Raw genomic sequence first — 20,520 nt, forward strand, 5'->3', positions numbered from 1 at the left:
GCTTCTCTGCTGGTCACCAGTCCACCCTACCGACCGCGACCTGCGGTCACCCCTTCACACAGACGACCTGCCGCAGGTGTGCCACGACCTCGACGAGATCGGCCTGCGCTTCGATCACCTGCTCGATGTCCTTGTAGGCGCCGGGGATCTCGTCGATCACGCCGGCGTCCTTACGCGACTCGACGCCGGACGTCTGCCGCACCAGGTCCTCGACGGTGAACCTCTTCTTCGCCTTGGTGCGGCTCATCGTCCGTCCCGCCCCGTGCGACGCCGAATTGAACGACAACTCGGAGCCCAGGCCCCGCACCACGTAGGAACCGGTGCCCATCGACCCGGGGATGAGTCCGAGATCACCCCGGCCCGCCCGGATCGCGCCCTTACGCGTGACGAGCATCGGCTCGCCGTCGACGATCTCCTCCGACACATAGTTGTGGTGACAGGAGATCGGCTCGTCGAACCGCACCGTTCTGCCGGGCAGGGACTGCCGGAAGGCCCGCATCACCAGCGTGAGCATGACGGCACGGTTCCGGGCCGCGTACTCCTGCGCCCACGTCAGGTCGTGGCGGTACGCGTCCATCTCCTTACTGCCTGCGAGGAACACCGCGAGATCGCGATCGACCAGCCGCTGGTTGTGCGGCAGAGCCCGCGCCACCGCGATGTGCCGCTCCGCCAGTTCCTTACCGATGTTGCGTGACCCGGAGTGCAGCATCAGCCAGACCTCGTCGGTGTCCGACAGGCACACCTCGATGAAGTGGTTGCCGCCGCCGAGGGTGCCGATCTGCTTCATCGCCCGCGACTCCCGGGACTGCACGCCGGAATGCAGGTCGCCGAACTCCTGCCAGAAGCGGTGCCACCCCTTCTTCACTCCCCCGGCATCCGTACCCAGCGCGCCGACGTTCACCGAGTGCTCGTGCATGGCGAAACCGACGGGCACCGCCCGCTCGATGTGCGACCTCATCGACCGCAGGGTGTCGGGCAGGTCGCCCGCGGTCACATCGGTCCGGACCGCCGTCATTCCGCAGCCGATGTCGACGCCGACCGCCGCGGGGGCGACCGCCGCCCGCATCGCGATGACGGAACCGACCGTCGCGCCCTTGCCCACGTGGACGTCGGGCATGACGCGGACCCCGTGCACCCACGGCAGGTCCGCCATGTTCCGCAGCTGCTGCAACGCAGCCTGCTCGATGGTCTGCTCCTCCGCCCACATCAATGTCGGCGCGGTGGTGCCTTCCAGCCTCACGGGGAACATGGGACTTCAGTCCTTCGGTAGCGGATCACCCGGGAAATTTCGGCCGGCTCAGTTCATTGTCCGTCGCACCGGAGAGCGGCAACAACCGATTTTCCGGGTGCGCACACGAAAAAGAAGAGGCCGTTTCCGATTTCGGAAACGGCCTCTTCTTTCGGTGGTCCCGGCTGGGATCGAACCAGCGACCTCCCCGGTGTGAACGGGACGCTCTTCCACTGAGCCACGGGACCGAGGCGCGCAAACACTCGCGCTCGAACGAGTTGGAACATTAACAGACCCGGCGGCCGAACGAAAATCACCCCGATGGGATTCGGGTGGGATTCGTGCCGGACCCCGCATGTGGCGCGCCCGCGACCCGGCCCCGTTCACGCCCAGTTCACCGTCTGATGCCTTGACCTGCAGATTTGTAACTATCGCGGATGGTCCGCTAATGTTCTCAACCGCACCACGGAGAACATTCTCCGCGAGTTACACGGTGCATGCGGACGTGGCGCAGCTGGTAGCGCACAACCTTGCCAAGGTTGGGGTCGCGGGTTCGAATCCCGTCGTCCGCTCGAGAGGTTGGACTCAACCTTTACGGTGGAGTGGCCGAGTGGTGAGGCAACGGCCTGCAAAGCCGTGCACACGGGTTCGATTCCCGTCTCCACCTCGCGCGATTAGCTCAGCGGGAGAGCGCTTCCCTGACACGGAAGAGGTCACTGGTTCAATCCCAGTATCGCGCACCGAGATAGATGCTAGATGCTCGACTGTTAGATGTTTGACTTGCTCGACAGTGACGGCCCCGGAAGGGGCCTTCACGAATGCGGACGTGGCGCAGCTGGTAGCGCACAACCTTGCCAAGGTTGGGGTCGCGGGTTCGAATCCCGTCGTCCGCTCTCTTTTTTCCGTCCCGCGCGATTAGCTCAGCGGGAGAGCGCTTCCCTGACACGGAAGAGGTCACTGGTTCAATCCCAGTATCGCGCACCATTTCGCGTTCAACCGAACAGTTCACGACGTGCGGCCCCGGTCATCGACCGGGGCCGCACGTCGTTGCGGGTCAGGCGGGCCGGAGCCGGTTGGCGCCGGAGATCATTGCGCGCAGAGTCGATTCCGTGCGGGACTCCCCGATTCCCATCGCCCAGAGCCGGATGCCGGCGCTCTCACAGAGCAGGAAGGTCGCGGTGCGGTGCCCGATCTCGTGCTGATGGAACGACAGGATCTCCATCGCACACCCCGCGTCGTACAGCATCGAGGTCATGGCGGCGACCGGGCCGGGCGCGCTCGCACCGGTCTTGCAGATCGATTCGCCGATGCCGAGGGTGGCTTCGAAATCCCACATTCCGGGTCCGGTCTTCGTTTCCGACCAGCTACCCAGGCGGAACGGACCGTTGGACGGTGCGTAGACGGTGTCGAACGCGTTCCAGGTCATTCCGGCGGCCTCGGTGCGGAGTTCCGACGGCAGCGACTTGCCGTGGCGCGCGGCGAACGGATCGGTGGCCGGTGCCGACGAGGGAAAGGTCGAAGCGAAAGAAGTGTTGGCGCTCATTCTCGTGGTCTTCCTGAAAGGAGGGAGGACCAACGCGTAGCTCAACGACCCGCAGCGAGGGGTCGGTCCGTATCAGACCCCGCTACGGCGGAGAACTACGAGGATGCGCTGCATGGAGGACACTGTAAGCGACAACCGTCCGCCGAGACAACCCCGGTGCGTGCGGTAGCGCCGGCGACGGTCGGGTGACGAAATCGTTACCCCTGCTTCTGGAACGTGAGGAATTCCTCATGTATCGTCGAACTTGCCATCCACCCCCCCGATGGCAATGAGCCCCAGCCATGACCCCCCATCCAAGGCTGGGGCTCAGTCTTGTTCCGGGCACCTCACCGACCGTCGCCTTCGGACATATCGCCCGCCGATCCGGAGAACGCTGCGCATCCCCGCAAAGTATTGGACACTCGTCCAATCATCGGATGTCCACGACCGAAGGCCGGCTCATGACGGATCCACCACGCGCGGACGTGTCCACCGACCACCGATCGGCACGGATCGCCGCCGCGGCCGCCTTCGGACTGCAGGGTTTCCTCCTCGCAGCCGTCCTCACCCAGCTGCCGCAGTACCAGGACCGATTCGGGTTCGACGACACGGTCATCGTGGTCGCCGCCGCCCAGCTGACGGCGGCGTTCGTCGTGACCGCCGGTCTGGCCTGTTGCGGTTCCCGGCTCCTCCGCCGCCGGGAACCGGCCCTGGTGTCGCGGCTCAGCGGCGACTTCTGGGTCGCGAAGTACGGCGAGATCGCCGTCGTCCGTGCGGGATCGGCGGTCGGTGTCGCCGGAATGGCGGTCGTCGTGTTCGCCGGGTCCCCGGCCGTCGCCATCGGAGGATTCCTCGTCGTGGGCCTCGGTCCCCTGTGCTTGAGCGCCACCGGACGGCTGGCGCCCGCCGGACAGGTCGACGACGTCGCGGCGCGGATCAACGTGTTCAACTACGCGGGAACCCTCGTGGGCGGAGCGATCATCGGCGGCGTCGCCGTCGCGACCAGCCTGCGGATCGGGTTCGTGGTCCCGCTCCTGTTCGCGGTCGGGCTCCTTCTCCTGGCGCCCGCGTTCGCCCCGGACCGGGACGAGCAATCCGAGTGGGCCCCGGATCGCGACCGACAGCAGATGTTCTACTTAGGTCATGCCGACTTGGGGATGGTTCGTGATCGCGGTGGGAAACGTCTACATCGCGGTTCTGGTCTCGTCGCGGTCCTGTCGTGGCGGCTCGCACACCCCACCCGACCTGCATCCCGCATCGACGTGGCGGCAACTCGACGACGCCACCCGGGACGAGGTGACGTGCCTCCTGGACCGGGGCCGGACCACCGAGGCGATCAAGCTTCTCGTCGCGCGGGACGGAATCGGCGTGCGGCACGCGAAGGCCACGGTCGAGTACGGCCGGACCGTTGCGGCGGTCGGCCTGCTGCGGGACAGTACGGGGATGACACTTCGGGAAGCGAAGGACGCGGTGGATCAGCTGTGACTGTCGAAATCGACCCGGCGGGAATCTGGGATTCCGAAGCGATCGCCGACGTCGCCGCGGCGACGTTCCCCCTCGCGTGCCCGCCCGGGGCGACGCAGGACGACATCGCCACGTTCATCGACGACGTGCTGTCCGCGGAACGGTTCTCCGAGTACCTCACCGACCCCGACCGCACCGTTCTCAAGGTCACGCACGGCGGGGCGATCGTCGGCTACGCGATGCTGATCGACGGGGAACCCGCCGATCCGGACGTCGGCAGGGTCGTGACCCTGCGGCCGACCACCGAGATCAGCAAGCTGTACGTGCTGCCCGGCAATCACGGGACCGGTGTCGCGTCCGCGCTGATGGATGCGATCGTCGAACGCGCGGTCGCGGCGGGGTGCGCCGGGCTGTGGCTGGGGGTGAACCAGGAGAACGTGCGAGCCCAGCGCTTCTACGCGAAGCACGGATTCGCGCAGGTCGGAACGAAGACGTTCGTCGTCGGCACCCAACTGCACCATGATTTCGTGATGCAGCGGGCGCTGTAGCGAGCCGGGTCAGCTCGCCGCGACCTCGAACCGCGAGAGCGCCAGCAGGCGCGACGTGGCACGCAAGTACTTCTTCCGGTACCCGCCGGCCAGCATCTCGGGGGTGAAGATCGCGTCGAGCTTGGCCCCGGCCACGGTGACCGGGATGCTCGCGTCGTAGAGGCGGTCGGCGAGGACCACCAGACGCAGCGCGACCGACTGGTCCTCCGCGGGGTGGACGCCGTCCAGGAACACAGCCGGAATGCCCTCGACCAGCTTGTTGTAGCGGGACGGGTGCAGCGTGCTGAGGTGCGTGCACAGCGCGTCGAAGTCGTCGAGAGTGGCGCCGGGGATGCTGTCGGCGCGCTCGGCGAGCTCCTCCGAGGAGATCGGGTCCGGGGCCGGCGGCAGGTCGCGGTGGCGGTAATCGGGTCCGTCGACGCGGATCGTCTCGAAGATGGAGCCGAGCTTCTTGATCTCCCGCAGGAAGTCCTGTGCGGCGAATCGGCCCTCACCGAGCTGGCCGGGCAGCGTGTTCGACGTCGCCACGATGGACACGCCGCGCGCCGACAACTCCGACAGCAGGCGGGAGACCAGCATGGTGTCGCCCGGGTCGTCGAGTTCGAATTCGTCGATGCACAGGACGCTGTGGTCGGACAGCTGCTCGACGGCCTTGTTGAAGCCGAGGGCGCCGACGACGTGCGTCAACTCCACGAACGTGCCGAACGCCTTGGGCGACGGGACGCTGTGGAAGATCGAGGCCAGGAGGTGAGTCTTGCCGACGCCGAAGCCGCCGTCGAGGTAGAGACCGGCACCGGTGGCCGGCGTCTTCTTCCCGAACAGACCGCGTCGACCGCCGCTGCGGATCTTCACGACCTTCTTCGCGAACTCCTCCGCCTTCTGGACCGCGGCGGCCTGGCTGGGTTCTGCGGGATCGGGAATGTACGACGCGAAGCTCACCTCGTCGAACATGGCCGGGGGCACCATCTGAGCTACCAACTGATCAGCGGGGACCACGGGGCTGCGATCGACAAGACGTGCATGCATACAAGCAGGGTATCCACGTGTTGTGATCACCAACATGCACCGTGTACATATTGCGACATTTTTCACACCGGACCGTCCGCCCGTCCGGGAGGAGTCCAGCGAATCGGCCGCGAACACGCTGCGCGAGCTGTACGCCTACCCGGCGGAGACCCCACGACCGTGGATCCGCGTCAACTTCGTGAGCAGCATCGACGGCGCCGTCTCGGTCGACGGGGTCAGCGGGGCGCTCGGCACCCCCGCGGACGCACTGGTCTTCGCGACCCTGCGGGAACTGGCCGACGTCGTGCTGGTCGGGGCGGGAACCGTCCGGGCGGAGAACTACGGCGGGGCGCGCGTCGGCGCCGAGGGCAGGCGTCGCCGGGTGGCCTCGGGGATGCCGGAGGTCCCGCCGATCGCCGTCGTGTCCGCCCGCGCCCACCTCGACCCGCGGGCCCGCCTGTTCACGGACACCGAGGTGGCCCCGATCGTCGTCACGTGCTCGGGCGCGGACCCGGCGCGGATCCGCGCCCTCACCGACGCGGGTGCCCGGATCGTCACGGCCGGCGACGGGCAGATCACCAGCGAAGGACTGCTCGCGGCGCTGGACGACCTCGGACTCCGGCGCGTGCTCTGCGAGGGCGGCCCGAGCCTGTTCGGGCAGCTGATCGCGGACGACGCCGTCGACGAGGTCTGCCTGACCACGGCGCCGGTGCTCGCCGGGGGAACCGCCGGTCGCGTCGCGACCGCACCGAATGCCCGGATCACCGCGATGACTCCCGCGCACATCCTCACCGACACCGACGGCACCGTCCTCACCCGATGGGTGCGGATGCCCCGCCCGTAGGGGAACCTGGCAGGGTGGTCGCCATGCGCAGATCGGTGTTGCTCGCAATGGTTCTCGTGGTGTGCACCGCGTGCGGAGCCGGACCGTCCAACCGCCCGCACGTGGCAGTCGAGCGCGAGGGCGGCGGCAGCGAACCCACCGCGACCGAGACCGAGAACCCCGACTCTGCCCCGCCCGTGTTGCAGACCCCGAAGAACGACCTGGCGTGGACGGACTGCACGCAAAGCACGCTCGGCGCCCTGGGCCCGGGCACGACATCCCCTGCCGGGCTTATCTTCGAATGCGGCTCCTACGAGGCGGCCGTCGACGAGAGCGGCACCCTGCCCGGGACCTTCACGATGGGCGCGATGCGGGCGCGGCTCGCGGACACCCCCGAGAACGCGGCCCCGCTCGTGCTCACGTCGGGATCGGACCGGTCGTCGACCGCGACGCTCGCAGCGCTGAGCACCGGTGGTCTGACGTCGCTGCTCTCGACGCGTCCGGTGGTCGCGGTGGACCGCCGTGGGATCGCCGCCTCGCAGGAGATCGAGTGCCTGACCCCGGAACTCCGCAGCAGCCTGGCGGATCTCGGGCAGTTCGACCCGGGGACGGGTGACCAGGTCGACAAGGTGACCGCGCTGGGCCGCGACGCCACCATCGCGTGCACCGACTACCTGCAGCCGCAGGAACTCGCGTTCGACAGCACCCACGCCGCCGACGACATCGAGGAACTGCGCCGCACCTGGGACGTCGACGCGCTCGGGATCCTCGCCACCGGCAACGGCAGCGCGGTCGCGCTCAGCTACGCCGCCAAGTACCCCGGCCGGGTCGGCCGGCTCGTCCTCGACTCCCCCGCCGTCACCACGGTGGACGCCGCGACCGTCACGGAGCAGCAGGTGGCGGGTCAGGAGGCGGCGTTCGACGCGTTCGCCCGCCAGTGCACCGCCCTGAACTGCTCCCTCGGCGCTGATCCCCGCGCCGCGGTGACGGACGCCGTCACCCGCGCCGCGAACGGCCAGATCCCGGGGGTCTCCGCGAACGCCCTCCTCACCGCGGTGTCCGGGTCGCTCGCGGCGGCAGGCGGCGACCAGCAGGGCCGCGTCCGCGCCCTGTCGGATGCGGTGTCCGCCGCCCTCACCGGGAACACGGCGCCGATCCTCGCGGCGATCGCGCAGGCCGAGGCCGCCTACGAGAGCGACGGCCAGTTCATCACCCGCTGCACGGACGGCCAGCAGTGGCCCGCACCCGACCGGGTCCGGGAACTGCAGAAGCTGTGGGGCGAACGGTTCCCGCTGTTCGGCCCGAACGCCGCCGTCGGCCTGCTCACCTGCACGTCCTGGCCCGCGACCGCGCCCCCCGCCCTGCCCGGCGAGCTGACACTGCCGGTCCTGGTGCTCAGCGGCACCGCCGACCCGGTCGTCGGGAACGCCGGGGTGGGGACGGTGACGGGGGCCGTGTCGAGTGCCGGCGCCGCGACGGCGACGCTGACGTGGCACGGCAGCGGCCACCCCGCCACCCATTCGGACTGCGCGCAGAAGTCGATCGTCACCTACGTCACGGACGGGAAGCTGCCGCCGGACGGGAGCGCCTGCCCCGCCTAGCGGAGGTGTTCCGCCCGACACCCGCAGGGGGTGCGTGACCGCACGTCAGGGCATCTCGGTGTACCGTGCCGTGGTGTTCCTTCGACAACTCGAACCGCGCACCGGGCGGACTGCCAACGAGGTAATCAACTTCGCGCTGTGGCCGATCGCCGTCATGACCGTGCTGCATCGAGTGGTCGTCAAGGCGGTCAACGGGTACATCACCGACGACTTCCGGCCGGTCTACAACGCCGCGCTGGCCTTCCTCAACGGGCGTCCCGTCTACACCGCCAACTTCAACTGGGTCGATCCGCACTACCTGTATCCGCCGTCCGGGACGCTGCTGATGGCGCCGATCGCGGTGATCGACCCCGAGAAGTCCCGCTGGTTGTTCATCATCGCGAACGCGATCGCCATCGTGATCGCGCTGTACCTGCTACTACGGCTGTTCGGCCTGGGATTGAACTCCATCGCGGCCCCGATCCTGCTGCTCGCCACGTTCTCGTCCGAGACCGTCACCAACACCCTGGTCTTCACCAACATCAACGGTCTCGTCCTGCTCGGTGAGATCGCGTTCCTGGTGTTGCTCATGAAGCGCAAGGACATGTGGTCCGGCGTCGCCATCGGGTTGACGTTCGCGGTCAAACCGATCCTCGCCCCACTTCTGCTGCTGCCCCTGGTGCGCGGACAGTGGAAGGTGTTCGTCACCGCGATCGGCATCCCCCTCATCCTCACCGCCGTCGCGTGGCAGCTGTCGGCGGACCCGATGGACTTCGTGCACCACACGGTGCCGTACCTGATGGAGTCGCGCGACTACTTCAACAGCGCGATCGTCGGCAACGGCAAGTACTACGGTCTGCCCACCGGCATGATCTGGGCGCTGCGCGGCGTCTTCGCCGCCATCGTGCTCTCGTCGCTGTGGCTGCTCCACCGCTTCTACCGCCACGACGAACTGTTCTTCGTGGTCACCACGTCCGGGGTTCTGCTGACCGCGTCGTGGCTGCTCGGCTCGCTGGGCCAGATGTACTACTCGATGATGCTGTTCCCGCTCCTGATGTCCGTAGTGCTGAAGAATTCGGTGATGCGGAACTGGCCGGCGTGGCTGGCCGTGTACGGCTTCATGAGCTACGACAGCTGGCTGTCGAGCCGGTTCATCGAGGCCGGCCGGACCGCCGAGTACATGAAGACCACGCTGGGGTGGAGTCTGATGCTCCTCGTGATCTTCGGTGTGCTCACCGTCCGCTACGTCACGGCGCGACGCGAAGGCCGCCTCGACCGGGGCATCGATCCGGCGTTCCTCCTCGAACCGGGCGAGAAGGCCCCCGAGACTCCGCGGGAGCCGGAACCGGACCGGCAGCCTCAGATCGAGTCGGCCGCCGCCAAGACGTAGCCGTGTCGCCGGGGCCTCACGGCCGGAACCGGCGAAACGTATTAGCGTGGAGCCATGAGTTCGCAGCAGCAGGATCCCACGCAGTCCGCCCCGAAGGTTGCTCTCTCCGACAGCGAGTGGCGCGAGAAACTGACTCCCGAGGAGTACGCGGTGCTGCGCCAGGCCGGCACCGAGCGCCCCTTCGTCGGCGAGTACACCGACACCAAGACGGAAGGCGTCTACCACTGCCGGGCCTGTGGCGCCGAACTGTTCCGCAGCACCGAGAAGTTCGAATCGCACTGCGGGTGGCCGTCGTTCTTCGACCCGTCCGACTCGGACGCCGTCATCCTCCGCGAGGACACCTCGCTGGGCATGCGCCGCGTCGAGGTGGTCTGCGCGACGTGCCACAGCCACCTCGGCCACGTCTTCGAGGGCGAGGGCTACCCCACCCCCACCGATCAGCGGTACTGCATCAATTCGATCTCGCTGGTTCTGGAACCGGCCGGCGAATGATCGTGGGCGGATCGAACGCCCGGATCGGCGGCAGCTCGCCGTCGTAGCGTTCGATCTGCACGAGCACGTGCTGGCCCGTGCAGCCGTGGGCGAGTGACGACGTCCCCACGTCCGGGGTCAGCACGTTCGGGTTCCCGTGCACGCAGAGCGAATCCGGGTCGGTCGCGTCGAGCGGGTCGTACCAGGCCCCCGTCGACAGCTGCACCACACCGCGGCGGACACCCTCGTCCACCACCACACCGGCGAGGCACGCGCCCCGGTCGTTGAACACCCGGACGACGTCGCCGCCGGTCAGTCCGCGGTCGGCGGCATCGTCCGGATGGATGCGCAGCGGTTCGCGGCCCCGGATCTTCGACTTCTGGCTGGTGCCGCCGTGATCGAGTTGGCTGTGCAGGCGGGTGCGTGGCTGGTTGGCGATCAGATGCAGCGGGAACTGCCGGGCCCGCGGGCCGCCGAGCCACTCCTCCGGCTCGTACCACCGGGGGTGGCCGGCGCAGTCGTCGTAGCCGAATCCGTCGATGTCCTCGGAGAAGATCTCGATCCGCCCGCTCGGGGTGCCGAGCGGGAACTTCACCGGATCCGCCCGGAAGTCGCCGAACAGGATCAGGTCGTCCTCGGTGCGCATCCGCACGTGGCCCTGCGTCCAGAAATCGTCGAAACTCGGCGCCGGTCCGCCGTCCGCGCGGACGAAGTCCCGCCACTGCCCGTACAGGTGCTCGAGCCACTGCCCGGACGTGCGGCCCTCGGTGAACTTCTCGCCGACGCCCAGTTTCCGGGCGACGGCGGCGAACGTGTCGTAGTCGTCCTGCGCGTCGGCGTACGGCGTCACCGCGGCGTGCATGGCGACGAGCAGCGGATCGTTGCGGGTGCAGCTGATGTCGGCGCGCTCGAGCGACGTGGTGGACGGGACGACGATGTCCGCGTGCCGGGCCATCGGCGTCCAGTAGGGGTCGTGGACCACGATCGTGTCGGGCCGGGCCAGTGCGCGGCGCAGACGCGGAATGTCCTGGTGGTGGTGGAACGGGTTGCCGCCCGCCCAGTAGAGCATCTTGATGTCCGGGTATGTCAGCCGCTGACCGTCGTAGTCGAACGGGGCACCCGGGTTCAGGAGCATGTCCGAGACCGCGGCCACGGGGATGAAGTCGCGGACCGGGTTCAGACCCTGAGGAAGGGTGGGCAGCGGGTACGGGACCGGGGCGAGCCCGGGCTCGTTCATGGAACCGTAGCCGTGACCGAAACCACCACCGGGAAGGCCGATCTGGCCCAGCATCGCGGCGAGGGTGACCCCCATCCACGGGGCCTGCTCGCCGTGCCGGACCCGCTGCAGCGACCAGGTGACGGTCACCATCGTCCGGCCCGCCGCCATCCGCCGGGCGAGGGCCACCAGGTCCGGGGCGGCGATGCCGGAGATCCGCTCCGCCCAGGCCGGCGACTTCGGGACACCGTCGGAGCGTCCGAGCAGGTAGTCCTCGAAGCGGTCGTAGCCGACGCAGTGGCTGGCGAGGAACGCCGTGTCGTGCAGGCCTTCCGACGCGAGAACGTACGCGAGGGCCAGCATGATCGCGACATCGGTGCCGGGCACCGGCGCGTGCCGTTCGGCGACGCCGTGCACGTCGTCGCTCAACGGGCTGAACGACACGACGGATCCGCCGCGCCGCCGCAGGGCATCGAGGGCGTCACGGGTGGGGTGGTCGCTGGTGCCGCCGTGATTGACGCCGGTGTTCTTGAGGGGGACGCCGCCGAAGCACACCATGACGTCGGTGTGCTCGGCGATGAGCCTCCAGGACGTGGAGCGGGCGAACATCTTCCAGTGCGTGCCCACCACCCGGGGCATGACGACGCCCGTCGCGCCCAGCGAGTAGCTGTGCACCGAACGGGTGTAGCCGCCGAGGGTGTTCAGGAACCGGTGGACCTGGCTCTGCGCGTGATGGAACCGGCCCGCGCTGGCCCAGCCGTACGAACCGCCGTAGATCGCGCTGTTGCCGTGGGTGTCGACCACCCTGCGCAGTTCGTTCGCCAGCCGCTGGGTCAGCTCCTCCCAGTCCACCGGCACGAACTCGTCGGAGCCGCGGGACGTGCTCGGTCCCGGGCCGTTCTCCAGCCACCCCCGGCGCACGACCGGACCGGTGATCCGCGCCTTGGTGCGGACCGACCCGGCGAGGTTGCCCAGCACCGGTGACGGGTCGGCGTCGCCGGTGTACGGGTGCGCGGCCACGACGTCGCCGTCGGCGACCTCGGCCTCGAACATGCCCCAGTGCGACATGTGCTGGTAGCGGGGCGCCCTGCGGGCCCCGTCGGCGTCACTCATTTCTCGTGCGTCAGATCACGGCAGAGCCGCGACGAGCTTCTCCACATCCACCCGCGGGCCGGTGAAGAACGGCACCTCCTCGCGGACGTGCAGCCTGGCTTCGGTGGCGCGCAGGTCGCGCATGAGGTCGACGATGCGGTACAGCTCTGGCGCCTCGAACGCGAGAATCCACTCGTAGTCGCCGAGTGCGAACGCCGGCACGGTGTTGGCGCGCACGTCCTTGTAGGTGCGGGCCGCCATGCCGTGGTCGGCGAGCATCTTCCGGCGCTCGTCGACGGGCAGCAGGTACCACTGGTAGGAGCGGACGAACGGGTACACGCAGATGTAGTTGCCCGGATCCTCGCCTGCCAGGAACGCCGGGATGTGGCTCTTGTTGAAGACGGCCGGACGGTGGCACGCGACGTTGCTCCACACGGGCTTGCTCGCGCGGCCCAGGGCGGTGGTGCGGCGGAAGTCGGCGTACGTGGCCTGGAGGGCCTCGATGCTCGCCGAGTGCGTCCAGATCATGAAGTCGGCGTCGGCGCGCAGTCCCGCCACGTCGTAGAGCCCGCGCACCACGACACCCTTCTCGGCCTGAGCGTCGAAGAAGATCCGTGCCTCCTTGATCACAGCTTCCCGGTCGTCCCCGAGTACACCGGGTTCCACCTGGAACACCGAGAACATGAGGTAGCGGATTTCAGAATTCAATGCGTCGAAGTCGAGGCGTGCCATGGGTCTATCGTGCCACTCGCCCGGAGAGCCGTGCAGCCGCCGTCGTCGCAGCGGCCACGCACGCGGGTACACCCACCCCCCGCAGGAGCGCCCCGGACACCTCGACACCGTCCAGACCTGCGATTTCCTGCTCGATCACCGCCACCCGCTCGACGTGGCCGGGACCGTACTGCGGCAGTCCGCCGTGCCAGCGCTGGACGTGTGCGGCGACGGGCTCCGCGGACACCCCGGTGACGGTCGCGAGGTCGCGCCGGGCCGCGGCGATCAGCTCGTCGTCGGGTGCGTCGACGACGGCGGCGTCGCCGAACCGTCCGAACGATGCCCGCACGAGGGTGACCTCCCGCTCGGCGAGGTGCGGCCACTTGCGGCTCGACAGGGTGAACGCCTTCGCGCCGAGCGACGTGTCGGTGGCGACCAGGATCCCGGAGTTCTGCGGGATGTCGGTGCCGGCAGGCAGGGCCAGCGCGACGACGGCCGAGGAGGCCAGCGGGATGTCGGCGGCGGCCGCCGCCGCGCGGGGGGCGATGCCGGCGAGCAGTTCGGCGAGCTGCGGAGCGGGCACGGCGAGCACGACACCGTCCACCCGGCCCACCGGGTCCGCCGACCAGCCGTCGCCGTCGCGGTCGAGCGCTTCTATTCGCTCGTGCACGATCTCTGCGCCCGCGGCGTCCGTCAGGGCGCGCAGCAGGACGCCGTAGCCGTCGCGCAGCGCCCCGAACACCGGCCCTGCAACGGGAGGGGGAAGTGCCTCCGCCACGGCGGCGGACAGGCTCGTGGCACCGCGGTCCAGAGCGGCCGCGAGGGTGGGGAGGGCGGCGCGGACACCGATGGTGTCCGCCAGCCCCGAATAGACCCCTCCGAGAAGCGGATCCACCGACCGCCGGACCACCTGCGCACCGAACCGGTCGCCGACCAGCGCACCGACGGAGACGTCGTCACCCGGCGTCCAGTCGAGGGGCACCGTCCGCTCCCCCGCCACCCGCGCGAGGGTCCGCTCGTCGACGAGTCCCCGGAGGCTGTTCTCGTCCGCGGGGATCCCCATGAGGGTGTCGGCGGGCAGCGGGTGCAGAGCGTTCTCAGACCAGATGAGCGGACGCAGCCCCGCCGGATGCACGAGCTGGTCGGCGAGACCGAGTTCACCGAGCAGGGCAGGCAGTTCCGGGCGCCGCGCGATGAAGGCTTCCGCCCCGACGTCGACGGGTTCCCCGGCCAGATCCACCGTGCGCAGCTTGCCCCCGAGCCGCTGCGCGCCGTCGGCGACGACGATCCGGGCACCGGCGCCGAGCCGTTGCCGCAGGCGGTACGCGGCAACGAGCCCGGAGATGCCGCCGCCGACGACGAGTACGTTCGGCGACGACCCGGTCACAGGGAGTGCACCAACTCGACCAGCGCGGTCAGCGCACCCGGGTCGGTGTCGGGCAGGACGCCGTGCCCGAGGTTGAAGATGTGTCCCGTGGCGCCTGCGGCGAGGGCGGCGTCGGCCTCCGCGATGATGCGGCGCACCTGCTTCTCGACGGCCGCCGGTCCCGCGAACAGCACCGCGGGGTCTAGGTTGCCCTGCAGCGCCTTGCCCGGGCCGACCCGGCGCGCCGCGACGTCCAGGGGGATGCGCCAGTCGACGCCGACCACATCCGCACCCGCCTCGCCCATCGCGCCGAGCAGCTCACCGGTTCCGACGCCGAAGTGGATCCGCGGCACCTTCGCGCTCGCCACCTCGGCGAACACCCGCTCGGAATGCGGCAGCACGAATTCGCGGTACTCGGCCAGCGACAGCGCGCCCGCCCACGAGTCGAACAGCTGGATCGCGTCGACGCCGGCGCGCAGCTGGGTCTGCAGGAATGTGATGGTGGTGTCGGCGAGCGTGCCGAGCAGCGCGTGCCACGTCTTCGGGTCGGAGTGCATCAGCGCCTTCGTGCGCTCGTGATTGCGGCTCGGTCCGCCCTCGACCAGGTACGAGGCGAGGGTGAACGGGGCGCCGGCGAAACCGATCAGCGGCGTCGACCCGAGTTCCGCGGTGAGCAACTGCACGGCCTGCGCGACCGCGCCGACCTCCTCGGGCACCAGCCGGGGCAGGGCCGCGACGTCCGCGATCGACCGGACCGGATTCGCGACGACGGGACCGGTGCCGGCCACGATGTCCAGATCGATGCCGGCCGCCTTCAGCGGCACCACGATGTCGGAGAACAGGATCGCGGCGTCGACCCCGTGCCTGCGCACGGGCTGCATGGTGATCTCGCAGACCAGTGCCGGATCGAAGCACGACTCGAGCATGCCGATCCCCGACCGGATCTCGCGGTACTCGGGAAGCGAGCGGCCCGCCTGCCGCATGAACCACACCGGGCGCCGGGCGGGAGCGCGGCCTTCCGCGGCCGCCAGGAGGGGTGCGTCGGGCAGCACCCGCCTCGCGGCGTACGTCGCCCGTTCGCTCATGCCTGCATTGGTGCTTTCCAACCCGCTCATCGGTCCTCGCGCTCTCTGCCTGCTCGAATTTCGGCAGCTCTCATGCTGCCATGCCGCGGCTCCGCCGCCGATCGGCCCTGCTCGGCGCGCCTCCGACGAGATGCGTGGGTCCGGGTCTAACGTCCCGGGCTGTGACGACTTCGGGATCGCCCGCCGAACCGGCCGAGTTCCGCGCCGCCGTCGAAGCGATGAATTCCGCGCAGGTCCGCGCGGACATCGAGCTGGGTCCCATCCGGCCCCCGCAACGACTCGCGCCGTTCAGCTACGCCGTCGGCGCCGAGGTCGTGCACGAGGACACCGGGGTCGTCGCCGAGCAAAGCGAGGGTGACGCGTTCGGCAGATTGATCCTCCTGTTCGACCCCGAGGGCGACGAGGCCTGGAACGGCACGATGCGGCTGGTCGCCTACATTCAGGCCGACCTGGACGCCGCCGTGGCGTCCGACCCCCTGCTTCCCGAGGTGGCGTGGAGCTGGCTCGTCGACGCGCTGGAGTCGCGCCACGAACCCCTCAACGCGCTCGGCGGGACGGTGACCGCGACAACGTCGGTGCGGTACGGCGACATCGCCGGTCCCCCGCATGCGCATCAGCTGGAGCTGCGCGCGTCGTGGACGGCGACGTCGGTCGAACTGGCCGCGCACGTCGAGGCATTCTGCGAGGTGCTGGCGTACGCGGCCGGTCTGCCGCCCGCCGGGGTGGCGCAGCTGAAGACGCTCGGCGGCAAGTAGTCAGGCCGATTCCGTGCCCGCCGCGGGCACGTCGGTGGTGGCGCTGCGCGACCATTCCAGGAACCGCCCGACGGCCTGCGTGACCGAGATGCTGCGGATCGAGGGGAACACGTCGAACGCGTGCTGCGCGCCCTTCAGTTCCGCGTAGACGACGGGGTTGTCGGACACCTGCCGGAGTTCGTCTACGAAGATCCGCGCCTCGGCGACGGGAATGAGCGAATCGCTCGTGCCGTGGATCACGAAGAACGGCGGTGCGTCCGCCCGGAGGTGCGCGAGCGGCGACGCGGCCCGGTAGTCGTCGGGGAACACGGCGTTCTTGCCGAGCACCATCGCCATCAGTCCGGAGTGCACGCGCTGGAGGACGGCCTTGATTCCGGTGTCGCCGGCGAAGTCGTAGACGCCGTAGTAGGGCACACACGCCTGGACCGACGTGTCGACGTCCTCGAATCCGGGCTGCAGCCGGCTGTCGTTCGCGGTGAGGCCGACCATGGCGGCGAGGTGGCCGCCTGCGGAACCGCCGGTGACGGCGATGAAGTCGGGGTTGCCGCCGTACTCCTCGACGTGCTCCCGGAGCCAGGCCAGGGCCCGCTTGATCGCGATCAGGTGTTCCGGCCATTTCGCCTTCGGCGACAGCGGGTAGTTGACGGCCGCGCACACCCACCCCCGCGAGGCCATCTCGAGCATCAGCGGCAGGCCCTGCTGGTCCTTGTTCCCGATCACCCAGCCTCCGCCGTGGATCTGGAGGAGGACCGGGCTCTTCGACGGCAGGTCCTGCCGGTGGTAGATGTCGAGGCGGGCCCGGCGCCCGCCCGGCCCGTACGCGAGGTTGCGGACCCGGGTGACGGCCTTGTTCCGCATCCAGAACGGGTTGAGGAGTTGCCGCCACACCGGTCGCGCGGGGTGGTCGATGGCGTGGTCGCGGTCGGTGTAGTTCTCGCCGAGCGTCTCGACGAGCGCGGATTCGGCTTCGGCTCCTGCGCCCCGGCCGGTCGCGATGACGGCGGCGAGCCCGGCGGCGGAGACGGCGGCCAGTGCGAGACCGACGCGGTCGCTGCGGGTCCGCGTTCCGTGACGGGCGGTGTGCTGGGCGGCGTCGGCGGCGGTCACGGCGAGGAGGTGGGGTGCGAGTTCGGTGGTCAGCCACCCCGAGAAGAAGGCGACCACCGAGGTGGGCGCGCCGGGCAGGGGACGCAGGGCGTTGGCGGCGAGTGCGGCGCCGACGGCCTGCCGGAGAACGAAGCCTCGGGTCATACCTCCCACCGTAGAACATGTTCTAATGGCGCGGTTGCGCCCCGCACCCCTGCGCGGGTGGATCGAGAACGACACCGGGCGCCGCCTCGTCGGCCCACCGTCGCGCGGACCTCGCGGTTCCGCGATTCGTTGGACCAGCTTTTAGAACGTGTTCTAGTATCGGTTCATGCAGCGACTCAGCGGTCTCGACGCGTCCTTCCTCTACCTCGAAACGTCGACGCAACTCCTCCACGTCTGCGGAGTCATCGTCCTCGACGTCTCGACGGTTCCGGGTGGATACACGTTCGCCGGGCTCGAGGCCGAACTCGGCGCCCGCACCGAGGCGATTCCCGCCTTCCGGCGCAAGCTGCAGGACTCCAGGTTCAACCTCGACCACCCGGTGTGGGTCGAGGACGCCGACTTCGACATCGACCGGCACTGCCACCGCGTCGCCCTTCCCGCCCCCGGCGGCCGCGACGAGCTGGCCGAACTGTGCGGCGACATCGCGGGCATCCCCCTCGACCGCACCCGGCCGCTGTGGGAGATGTGGGTGATCGAGGGCCTCGAGGACGGTTCCGTCGCCGTGATGTCGAAGATGCACCACGCCGGCGTCGACGGGATCACCGGCGCGAACATGATGGCCCAGCTGTGCGGCCTCGAACCGGACGCCCCGCGGCCCGACCGCGACGACTCCGCCGAGAGCGCAGGGCAGGCGAGCACGCTCGACATCGTCGTGGGCGGGCTGCTCGCCGTCGCGTCCCGTCCCGCGAAACTGTTGCGTATCGTCCCCCAGAGCCTGACGGTGCTGCCCCGCTGGATCGGCCGGGCCCGGCGCGGCGAGGCGATGCCCGCGCCGTTCACCGCACCGCGCACGTCCCTCAACGGCACGCTGACCAGTCACCGCAATCTCGCGTTCACCCAACTCGACCTCGACAAGGTCAAGACGGTCAAGAACGCGTTCGACGTCAAGGTCAACGACGTCGTCCTCGCCCTGTGCTCGGGCGCACTGCGGAAGTACCTGCAAAGCCGCAGGGAACTGCCCGACAAGTCGCTGGTCGCGATCGTCCCGGTGTCGGTCCACGGAAAATCGGACCGGCCCGGCACCAACCAGGTGTCCGGGATGTTCACCCAACTCGGCACCCAGATCGAGGATCCCGCCGAACGCCTGCTGGCGATCGGCGAGCACAACTCGACGTCCAAGGAACACAACGAGACGCTCGGCGCGAGCCTGCTGCAGGACTGGTCGCAGTTCGCCGGCCAGGCCGTGTTCGGCACGGCGATGCGCCTCTATTCGACCCTCGGCCTGGCGGAACGGCATCCCGTGGTCCACAACCTGGTGATCTCGAATGTGCCGGGGCCTGCGGTCCCGCTGTACTTTCTTGGCGCCCTGATCCGGGCGATGTATCCGCTGGGCCCGATCTTCCACGGCGCGGGGCTCAACGTGACGGTGATGTCACTGAACGGTCAACTCGACGTCGGCCTGATGAGCTGCCCGGAACTCGCGCCCCACCTCTGGGACCTCGTCGACGCGTTTCCGGCGGCCTTGGACGAGCTCGTCGAGGCAGCGGGGAACCGGCCGTGAACCCGCCGGTGCGCTGCGGGAATCCCGAAGAGACGTAGAGTCAGCTGTCATGTCCGAAGTCACCGACGACGCCTCGTCACCCGTCCCCGCCGAAGAACCCGGCAGGCAGGTAGTACCCCTGCTCGCACCCCGGGACGGCGTACCCGACGTGGTGACCACCGCGGAGGGTGTCGCGAAGGCCGCGGCCGCGCTGAGCGAGGGCACCGGGCCGCTGGCGGTCGACGCCGAGCGGGCGTCCGGCTTCCGCTACTCGGCGCGGGCGTATCTCGTGCAACTGCGCCGGGAGGGTGCGGGGACGGTGCTCCTCGACCCGATCCCCACCGCCGCCGATCTCGCCCCGCTGGCGGACGTGATCAACCCGCTGGAGTGGATCCTGCACTCTGCCGACCAGGATCTGCCGGGACTGGCGGAGATCGGCCTGGCGCCGGCGACGCTGTTCGACACCGAACTCGCGGGGCGCCTCGCCGGGTTCGAACGGGTCGGCCTCGCCGCCATCGTCGAGCGGACGCTGGGCCTCGAACTCCGGAAGGGCCACGGCGCCGCCGACTGGTCGAAGCGGCCGCTGCCCGACACCTGGCTGAACTACGCGGCCCTCGACGTCGAGGTCCTGGTCGAGTTACGGAACGTGATGGCCGCGGAACTCGACGAGCAGGGCAAGAGCGAGTGGGCGGCACAGGAATTCGAGCACATCCGGCTCGCGGGACCACCGAAGCCCAAGGCCGACCGCTGGCGGCGGACGTCGCACATCACGTCGCTGAAGACGCAGCGGCAACTCGCCGCCGCACGGTCGCTGTGGCAGGCCCGGGAGGACCTGGCCCGCAAACGCGACGTCTCCCCCAGCCGGGTGCTTCCGGATTCGGCGATCATCGACGCCGCGACCAAGGACCCCCGCAGCATCGAGGCGCTGCGGGCGCTGCCCGTGTTCGGCGGTCCCCGGCAGCGGCGGCATTCCCGGATCTGGCTGCAGGCGCTCGAGGATGCCGCGGCGCTGCCGGACTACGAACTTCCCCCGAAGACCCCGCCGTTCACGGGCCCCCCGCCCGCGAGCCGGTGGGCGCGGCACGACCCCGACGCCGCGGATCGGCTGACGGCGGCCCGCGCCGCGCTGGCCGCTCTCGGGTCGGAGGTGTCGGTGCCGGTGGAGAACCTGGTGACCCCGGAACTCGTCCGGAGGCTGTGCTGGGACTGGGCGGCTCCCGAGGACGGGGACGAGGCGGCGATCGACGGGGTGCTCGACGCCGGCGGGGCGCGCCCCTGGCAGCGGATGCTGACCGTGCCCCGGCTGGCGACCGCGCTGCGCGCCGCAGCCGAGCAGAAGGGCTCCGGCGACGACTGATCGCGAGCGCCGACACGCGGGGTGAGCGCGTGAATTCTTGATGAGGTACCCATTAAGTTACCCGCGAGTAACGGTAGGGGTACGCTGGTCTGGAGGCCGGACGCCTGGCCGTGATC

The 20,520-nt window shown here is 69.6% G+C and carries 16 protein-coding genes and 6 tRNA genes; 13 read left to right on the forward strand and 9 right to left on the reverse strand.

Going from position 1 to position 20,520, the window contains the following annotated elements:
• Positions 1 to 46: 46 nt before the first annotated feature.
• The gene (locus tag P3H15_RS06690; RefSeq protein WP_276136516.1) at positions 47 to 1,249 is read right to left on the reverse strand and encodes an RtcB family protein; all 1,203 of its coding nucleotides are present in this window, start codon (positions 1,247 to 1,249) and stop codon (positions 47 to 49) included.
• A 155-nt stretch (positions 1,250 to 1,404) separates the two neighbouring features.
• Positions 1,405 to 1,476: transfer RNA gene (locus P3H15_RS06695), tRNA-Val, on the reverse strand.
• 251 nt (positions 1,477 to 1,727) lie between these two features.
• On the opposite strand from P3H15_RS06695, the gene P3H15_RS06700 reads away from it, so the two are divergent.
• The 5 genes from P3H15_RS06700 to P3H15_RS06720 all read left to right on the forward strand — a co-directional run bounded on the left by P3H15_RS06700 (position 1,728) and on the right by P3H15_RS06720 (position 2,212).
• Positions 1,728 to 1,800, forward strand: a tRNA-Gly gene (locus P3H15_RS06700).
• 24 nt (positions 1,801 to 1,824) lie between these two features.
• Positions 1,825 to 1,895 (forward strand) — tRNA-Cys (locus P3H15_RS06705).
• Position 1,896: 1 nt separating this feature from the next.
• A tRNA-Val gene (locus tag P3H15_RS06710) sits at positions 1,897 to 1,968 on the forward strand.
• 80 nt (positions 1,969 to 2,048) lie between these two features.
• Positions 2,049 to 2,121, forward strand: a tRNA-Gly gene (locus P3H15_RS06715).
• Between the two features lie 16 nt (positions 2,122 to 2,137).
• Positions 2,138 to 2,212: transfer RNA gene (locus P3H15_RS06720), tRNA-Val, on the forward strand.
• A gap of 70 nt (positions 2,213 to 2,282) precedes the next feature.
• Here P3H15_RS06720 and P3H15_RS06725 read toward each other — a convergent pair.
• On the reverse strand, positions 2,283 to 2,771 hold the full coding sequence (locus P3H15_RS06725) for a 2-isopropylmalate synthase (RefSeq protein ID WP_276136517.1): 489 nt from the start codon (positions 2,769 to 2,771) through the stop codon (positions 2,283 to 2,285).
• Positions 2,772 to 4,231: 1,460 nt separating this feature from the next.
• Between P3H15_RS06725 and P3H15_RS06730 the strand changes: the two genes are divergently transcribed.
• On the forward strand, positions 4,232 to 4,762 hold the full coding sequence (locus P3H15_RS06730; RefSeq protein ID WP_072942281.1) for a GNAT family N-acetyltransferase: 531 nt from the start codon (positions 4,232 to 4,234) through the stop codon (positions 4,760 to 4,762).
• A gap of 9 nt (positions 4,763 to 4,771) precedes the next feature.
• Here the strand turns inward: P3H15_RS06730 and zapE are convergent, their stop codons facing one another.
• A complete protein-coding gene (gene zapE, locus P3H15_RS06735; protein WP_276136518.1) occupies positions 4,772 to 5,788 on the reverse strand; it encodes a cell division protein ZapE in 1,017 nt (338 codons plus the stop codon).
• Positions 5,789 to 5,822: 34 nt separating this feature from the next.
• Here zapE and P3H15_RS06740 point away from each other — a divergent pair, with 34 nt between their 5' ends.
• From P3H15_RS06740 to msrB, 4 genes are read left to right on the forward strand one after another with little or no spacing between them, the layout of a single operon-like run.
• Complete coding sequence (locus P3H15_RS06740) at positions 5,823 to 6,611, forward strand: pyrimidine reductase family protein (protein WP_276136629.1); 789 nt, start codon at positions 5,823 to 5,825, stop codon at positions 6,609 to 6,611.
• Between the two features lie 23 nt (positions 6,612 to 6,634).
• Positions 6,635 to 8,191, forward strand: a complete 1,557-nt coding sequence (locus P3H15_RS06745) for an alpha/beta hydrolase (RefSeq protein WP_276136519.1) — start codon at positions 6,635 to 6,637, stop codon at positions 8,189 to 8,191.
• 34 nt (positions 8,192 to 8,225) lie between these two features.
• Positions 8,226 to 9,560 carry a glycosyltransferase family 87 protein gene (locus P3H15_RS06750; RefSeq protein WP_276136520.1) on the forward strand — a complete coding sequence of 445 codons (1,335 nt, stop codon included), beginning with the start codon at positions 8,226 to 8,228 and terminating at the stop codon, positions 9,558 to 9,560.
• 54 nt (positions 9,561 to 9,614) lie between these two features.
• Complete coding sequence (gene msrB, locus P3H15_RS06755) at positions 9,615 to 10,052, forward strand: peptide-methionine (R)-S-oxide reductase MsrB (RefSeq protein WP_072942286.1); 438 nt, start codon at positions 9,615 to 9,617, stop codon at positions 10,050 to 10,052.
• Here the strand turns inward: msrB and P3H15_RS06760 are convergent.
• Genes P3H15_RS06760 through hemE form a run of 4 tightly spaced genes read right to left on the reverse strand, consistent with a single transcriptional unit; the run spans position 10,012 to position 15,501 of the window.
• Positions 10,012 to 12,360, reverse strand: coding sequence for a molybdopterin-dependent oxidoreductase (locus P3H15_RS06760; protein ID WP_276136521.1), 2,349 nt, complete (start codon positions 12,358 to 12,360; stop codon positions 10,012 to 10,014). The two genes, msrB and P3H15_RS06760, sit on opposite strands and share 41 nt — an antisense overlap.
• A gap of 15 nt (positions 12,361 to 12,375) precedes the next feature.
• A complete protein-coding gene (hemQ, locus tag P3H15_RS06765) occupies positions 12,376 to 13,071 on the reverse strand; it encodes a hydrogen peroxide-dependent heme synthase (RefSeq protein WP_276136522.1) in 696 nt (231 codons plus the stop codon).
• A gap of 4 nt (positions 13,072 to 13,075) precedes the next feature.
• Positions 13,076 to 14,437 (reverse strand): protoporphyrinogen oxidase, encoded by a 1,362-nt coding sequence (locus P3H15_RS06770; RefSeq protein ID WP_276136523.1) that lies wholly within the window; start codon positions 14,435 to 14,437, stop codon positions 13,076 to 13,078.
• Positions 14,434 to 15,501: a uroporphyrinogen decarboxylase gene (gene hemE, locus P3H15_RS06775; protein WP_276136524.1), complete on the reverse strand. Its 1,068-nt coding sequence runs from the start codon at positions 15,499 to 15,501 to the stop codon at positions 14,434 to 14,436. Before hemE ends, P3H15_RS06770 begins: the two co-directional genes overlap by 4 nt.
• Positions 15,502 to 15,662: 161 nt before the next feature.
• Here hemE and P3H15_RS06780 point away from each other — a divergent pair, with 161 nt between their 5' ends.
• Entirely contained in the window at positions 15,663 to 16,256 is a 594-nt protein-coding gene (locus tag P3H15_RS06780; protein WP_072942294.1) for a DUF3000 domain-containing protein, read from the forward strand.
• Here the strand turns inward: P3H15_RS06780 and P3H15_RS06785 are convergent, their stop codons facing one another.
• Positions 16,257 to 17,507, reverse strand: a complete 1,251-nt coding sequence (locus tag P3H15_RS06785) for an alpha/beta hydrolase (RefSeq protein ID WP_276136525.1) — start codon at positions 17,505 to 17,507, stop codon at positions 16,257 to 16,259. It lies immediately after the preceding gene.
• A gap of 166 nt (positions 17,508 to 17,673) precedes the next feature.
• On the opposite strand from P3H15_RS06785, the gene P3H15_RS06790 reads away from it, so the two are divergent.
• Positions 17,674 to 19,068 (forward strand): wax ester/triacylglycerol synthase family O-acyltransferase, encoded by a 1,395-nt coding sequence (locus P3H15_RS06790; RefSeq protein ID WP_276136526.1) that lies wholly within the window; start codon positions 17,674 to 17,676, stop codon positions 19,066 to 19,068.
• 49 nt (positions 19,069 to 19,117) lie between these two features.
• Entirely contained in the window at positions 19,118 to 20,404 is a 1,287-nt protein-coding gene (locus P3H15_RS06795; RefSeq protein ID WP_276136527.1) for a ribonuclease D, read from the forward strand.
• Positions 20,405 to 20,520: the final 116 nt, after the last annotated feature.

This window comes from Rhodococcus sp. T2V, assembly GCF_029269925.1.
GTDB lineage: Bacteria > Actinomycetota > Actinomycetes > Mycobacteriales > Mycobacteriaceae > Rhodococcus_F > Rhodococcus_F koreensis.